Source organism: Ideonella azotifigens (assembly GCF_006519715.1).
Classification (GTDB): Bacteria; Pseudomonadota; Gammaproteobacteria; order Burkholderiales; family Burkholderiaceae_C; genus Ideonella; species Ideonella azotifigens.
On the sequence record NZ_VIDT01000437.1, the window covers coordinates 1 to 4,772 of the forward strand.

The window sequence follows — 4,772 nt, forward strand, 5'->3', positions numbered from 1 at the left end:
CGGGGGCGGCGCGTCATGCGGCGGGCCGGCAGCGGAACATGGCCCAGCTTTCCAGCGTGAGCACCAGCGCCCCGTCCTGCTGCACGGTTTCCCAGCGCGACTTGATCAAACCCACACCGGGCCGGCTGGCGCTGCGCCGGCGGTCCAGCACCACGAAGTGGCCGCGCAACACATCGCCCACGTAGACCGGCTGGTGCCAGCGCAGCTGTTCCACGCCGGGGCTGCCCAGGCTGGCGGCGCGCAGCAGCAGCGTGTCGCACACCATGCGCATCGACATTGCCGCGGTGTGCCAGCCGCTGGCGGCCAGACGGCCGAACAGCGAGGCTTCGGCGGCGGCGTCGTCCAGGTGGAAGGGCTGTGGGTCCCACTGGCTGGCGAAATCGATGATGGCCTCGCGGGTGACCGTCATCGGGCCGTAGGCGTGGCGGTCACCGGGGTGGAAGTCGTCCCAGTACAGCGTCGAGCAGTCGGCGCTGGGGGTTTCGGGCGGCGGCGGAGCAGCGGGTGGGAACATCGGTCGCTGGGGGCGGGCAGGCAGCCTGGCCAACAGCCAGGCGTGAGACGTGAGACGAAAGGCGCAGCATAGCCAGAAATGCAAGGCGATTGCAGCCTTGGCGGGCTGCCAGCCTGTCGTGCATCCCAGCGCGGTGCAGGGCTGCCGCCGGGCAAGCGTCGAACTTGCGACTATGATCCGCGTCCTGGGCTCGTGTGCCGGGCCGCGGCGTGGGGGTGATGTGCCTTGGGTGCAGGCCAACCGCGCGGTGGCCAGGCTGGGGGTTGCGGCGGCTTGCTGCCGTGGCCTGACGCAGGTGTTGGACGAAAGTGTTCGGTGCCTGGCAACAGGCCAGCAACGAAGCCCGCTTCACAATTCCTTTCACGTCCCCCAATTTTTGTCTGCAAGAGACTGGACCGTTCGCATGAAGAAGAGAACCCTGCTTGGCCTGCTGGCCGTGCTGCCGTTGAGCCTGCTGACCGCTTGCGGAAGCAGCGACAGCGGCGGCAGTACCTCCGCACGCCTGATCAATGCCAGCCCGGGCTACAGCTCGCTGGACCTGTATGTCGAGGACTCGTTGAAGGTGTCTGGCGTGGGCTTCGGCACCGCCAGCAGTTTCCATGATGTGGACAGCGGCGATGTCACGACGGCCCTGACCGTCTCCGGCTCGGCCACCGAACTGTTGACCCAGACCCGCACTTTCTCGGGTTCAGACAAGTACTCCATCGTGGCCTACGGCTGGGACGGTGCGTTGAAGTCGGCGGCCATCACCGAAGACGAAGACGAGGCCGACAGCGGCAAGACCAAGTACAGCGTGCTGAACACGTCGACCGACGCGGGCACCCTGGACGTCTACCTGACGGCTGAGGATGACGAACTGGCTTCGGCCACCGCTGTGCGGGCTGGCGTGGACGGAGGCACCCGTTCCGCGTTCAGCACCGTCACCTCCGGCACCTACCGCCTGCGCGTGACGGCATCCGGTGACACCGACGACGTGCGCCTGGATGTCTCGAATGTCGTGCTGCCCAGCAAAGGTGTGATGACGCTGATCCTGACGCCCACCAGCGGCGGCCTGCTGGTAAATGGCATGACGCTGCAACAAGGCGGCGACGTGACCCAGCAGTTCACGACCAAGGCGCGCATGCGCGTGGTGGCAGCAGTGGCCGGCGGCGCCAAGGTGACAGCCGGCGTGGGTGACACCACGCTGGTTGCAGGACTGCCTTCGCCTGGCATCCAGAACCCGTATGTGCTGGTCGATGCCGGCAGCGTCACGGTCAACGCTTCGGCAGGCAGCACCACGCTGTCGCCACTGACGCTGACGGTGGGTGCGGGCTCCGACACCACGCTGCTGGTGACTGGTGCCAGTGCGGCCGCCGCCACGGTGACGGCGCTGGCTGACGACAACCGCCTGCCGACCACGACGACGAAGTACAAGATCCGCATGGTGCACGTGTCGAACACGCTGGCTGCTGGCAGCCTGAACCTGACGGTCACCCTGTCGCCGGTGGTCAGCAACCTGACGTATGGCACCGGTTCGTCGTACGTGAGTCGCACATCCAGCACCGCCGCTGACGTGGTCGTCTCGTCCAACTCGGATGGCTCGACCGTCTATGAGAAGTCGGGCAGTGACGCGCTGTCGCTGACGGCCAAGTCGGTCTACACGATGTTCATCCTGGACAAGATCGACGGCACGCCTCAAGGCCTGTTCCTGCAGGAACGTTGATCGCCACCGGGCCCAGGGGGCCCGGTTCGATCTGCCAATAAAAGGGCCACCCTCGGGTGGCCTTTTGCCTTCTGACGAGCAGCCGCTTCAGCCCAGGCGCCCCGCCCGGAAGTCTTCCACCGCCTGGAAGACCTGCTCATTCGTGTTCATCACGAACGGGCCGTACTGGGCGATGGGCTCGCGCAGTGGGCGGCCGGCGATCAGCAGCAGGCGCAGTTCTGCGTCGCCATCGTTGCGAATGACCACGCCATCGCTGCCCGTCTCTTGCGCCAGGATGGCCATGCGCTGCACCGGCACCGGCTTGTCGCCGATCTGCGCTTCGCCGCGGTACACATAGCTGAAGGCGTGAAATTCCGGCGGCAGGGCCTGCGCGAAGCTGGCGCCCGGGGCGAGGTGGATGTCCAGGTACAGCGGCTCGGTGTGCTGGCGCTGGATGGCACCCTTCACGCCGGCCGCTTCGCCGGCGATCACGCGCACCGTCACGCCTTCGGACTTGAACTCCGGGATCTCGCTGCTCGGGATGTCGCGGTACCAGGCCGGTACCATCTTGTCCTTGGCGGGCAGGTTGAGCCACAGCTGGAAGCCTTCCATGCGGCCGGACTCCTGCTCCGGCAGCTCGCTGTGCACCAGGCCGCGGCCGGCGGTCATCCACTGCACGCCGCCGTTCTGCAGCAGGCCTTCGTGGCCGGCCGAGTCGCGGTGGCGCATGCGGCCGGCAATCATGTAGGTGACGGTTTCGAAGCCGCGGTGCGGGTGGTCCGGAAAACCGGCGATGTAGTCGTCGGCGCTGTCCGAGCCGAAGGCGTCCAGCATCAGGAACGGGTCCAGCCGGTACTGCAGGTCCTGCGTCAGCACCCGCGTCAGCTTGACGCCAGCGCCATCGCTGGTGGCCTGGCCGGCCACCAGCCGTTCGACGCGGCGCGGCAGCTTCAGCGCAGCGCCAGCCGGGGCGGTGGCAGGGGAGAGGACGGGGGTGTTCATGGAAAGCTCCTTGAAAGTGATGTGGGACCTGCGGTGGCCGATCAGGCCGTGACGGTCTTGTCCTGGTCGACGTGAGCGGCGATCTCGGCGCGGGCGTTGGCCAGCGCGGCGGCTTCGGCGTCCGGGCCCATGGCCAGGCCTTCGGCGTAGACAAAACGCACGTCGGTCATGCCCAGGAAGCCCAGCACGGCGCGCAGGTACGGGACCTGGCTGTCATGCGGCTGGTCGCGGTAGATGCCGCCACGGGTCAGCACGGCATAGACGGTCTTGCCGGTCAGCAGGCCGCGCGGGCCGTTGGCGGTGTATTCGAAGGTGACCTTGGCGCGGGCCACCGCGTCGATCCAGTTCTTCAGCTGGCTGCTGATGCCGAAGTTGTACATGGGCACGCCCAGCACCACCACGTCGGCGGCTTGCAGCTGCGCGATCAGCGCGTCGTCCAGCGCCACGCGGGCGTTCTGCGCTTCGTTGCGGGCCTCGGCTGGCGTGAACAGCGCGCCCAGCGCGCTTTCGTCCAGCACCGGGTGCGGTTCGCGGGCCAGGTCGCGCACGCTCAGCTTGGCCTCGGGCGACTGGGCCAGCAGGCTGGCGCTCAGTTCGTTGGCCAGGCGGGTGGAATGCGAGCCGGCGCCGTTTTCGAAGGCACGGGCGCTGGAGTTGATTTGCAGGATGTTCATGGTGAGGCTCCGGTGAGTGGGGTGGCAGGGCAGGAGAGAGTCGATGGGATGAACTGTATTGATTGGCGCTTTGGCGATAAAGCCGGGTTACTGGCTTTCTTTGTTCTGTTGGTGGAACAATCAAGTCCTGGCAGACCATGCTTTCTGGAGCTTTTGCGATGAGCACCCCCACCGTGGACCCGAGTGACCTGGCCTTGTTTGCCCACGTGGCGGACGCCGGCAGCTTCAGCAAGGCGGCCGATCGGCTGAACCTGCCGAAGTCCACCGTCTCGCGCCGGCTGTCGGCGCTGGAAAGCCTGCTGGGCGAGCGGCTGATGCTGCGCACCACGCGGCGGCTGACGGTGACCGAGTTCGGCGCCGCGGTGCTGGAGCACGCGCGCCAGGTCGTGGCCGAGGTCGACAGCACGTTGGCGCTGGCCCAGCACCGCCAGGCCGAGCCCAGCGGCGTGCTGCGGGTTTCGCTGCCGGGGGACGTGGCGATGCTGGTGCTGGGCAACGCCATCGCCGATTTCGCGCTGCGCCACCCCAAAGTCACGCTGGAGCTGGACCTGTCGCCGCGCAAGGTCGACCTGATGGCGGAGAACGTGGACCTGGCGGTGCGCATGGGCGAGCTGTCGGATGACGCCCACATGGGCGCACGCCGGCTGGTGACCTTCCACGGCGCGCTGTACGCCTCGCCAGCCTGGGCCGAGGCGCATGCGCAGCTGACGCATCCTTCCGAGCTGGTGGGCGAGCGCTGTGCGCTGCATGCGCTGGTGCTGGGCGCGCGCGCCGGCGAGCCGCCGCCTTGGTCGCTGAGCTGGCGTGATCAGAATGGCGGGCTGGAGGTCTGGACCGGGCTGCCGACGCGTCGCACGCTGGCGAATTCGCCGGCCATGCTGTTGCAGCTGGCCGCCGCCGG

5 protein-coding genes are annotated in these 4,772 nt (G+C 67.8%); 2 read left to right on the forward strand and 3 right to left on the reverse strand.

The annotated features are described in order from the left end of the window. Positions 1–13: 13 nt before the first annotated feature. A complete protein-coding gene (locus tag FKP22_RS21300; protein ID WP_141289694.1) occupies positions 14–514 on the reverse strand; it encodes a MaoC family dehydratase in 501 nt (166 codons plus the stop codon). 403 nt (positions 515–917) lie between these two features. Here FKP22_RS21300 and FKP22_RS21305 point away from each other — a divergent pair, with 403 nt between their 5' ends. Next, the gene (locus tag FKP22_RS21305) at positions 918–2,216 is read left to right on the forward strand and encodes a DUF4397 domain-containing protein (protein WP_170201001.1); all 1,299 of its coding nucleotides are present in this window, start codon (positions 918–920) and stop codon (positions 2,214–2,216) included. 87 nt (positions 2,217–2,303) lie between these two features. Here FKP22_RS21305 and FKP22_RS21310 read toward each other — a convergent pair whose 3' ends face one another. Next, positions 2,304–3,197 (reverse strand): pirin family protein, encoded by an 894-nt coding sequence (locus FKP22_RS21310; protein ID WP_141289696.1) that lies wholly within the window; start codon positions 3,195–3,197, stop codon positions 2,304–2,306. Between the two features lie 41 nt (positions 3,198–3,238). Then, complete coding sequence (locus tag FKP22_RS21315) at positions 3,239–3,871, reverse strand: FMN-dependent NADH-azoreductase (protein WP_141289697.1); 633 nt, start codon at positions 3,869–3,871, stop codon at positions 3,239–3,241. Between the two features lie 158 nt (positions 3,872–4,029). Between FKP22_RS21315 and FKP22_RS21320 the strand changes: the two genes are divergently transcribed. Beyond that, positions 4,030–4,772 (forward strand): LysR family transcriptional regulator (locus FKP22_RS21320; RefSeq protein WP_141289698.1); only part of this gene is annotated, 743 nt, incomplete at its 3' end.

Bases quoted from the DNA above. Each gene is read 5' to 3' on its own strand.
- FKP22_RS21300 (WP_141289694.1), bottom strand. From the start codon at position 514: ATGTTCCCACCCGCTGCTCCGCCGCCGCCCGAAACCCCCAGCGCCGAC.
- FKP22_RS21305 (WP_170201001.1), top strand. From the start codon at position 918: ATGAAGAAGAGAACCCTGCTTGGCCTGCTGGCCGTGCTGCCGTTGAGC.
- FKP22_RS21310 (WP_141289696.1), bottom strand. From the start codon at position 3,197: ATGAACACCCCCGTCCTCTCCCCTGCCACCGCCCCGGCTGGCGCTGCG.
- FKP22_RS21315 (WP_141289697.1), bottom strand. From the start codon at position 3,871: ATGAACATCCTGCAAATCAACTCCAGCGCCCGTGCCTTCGAAAACGGC.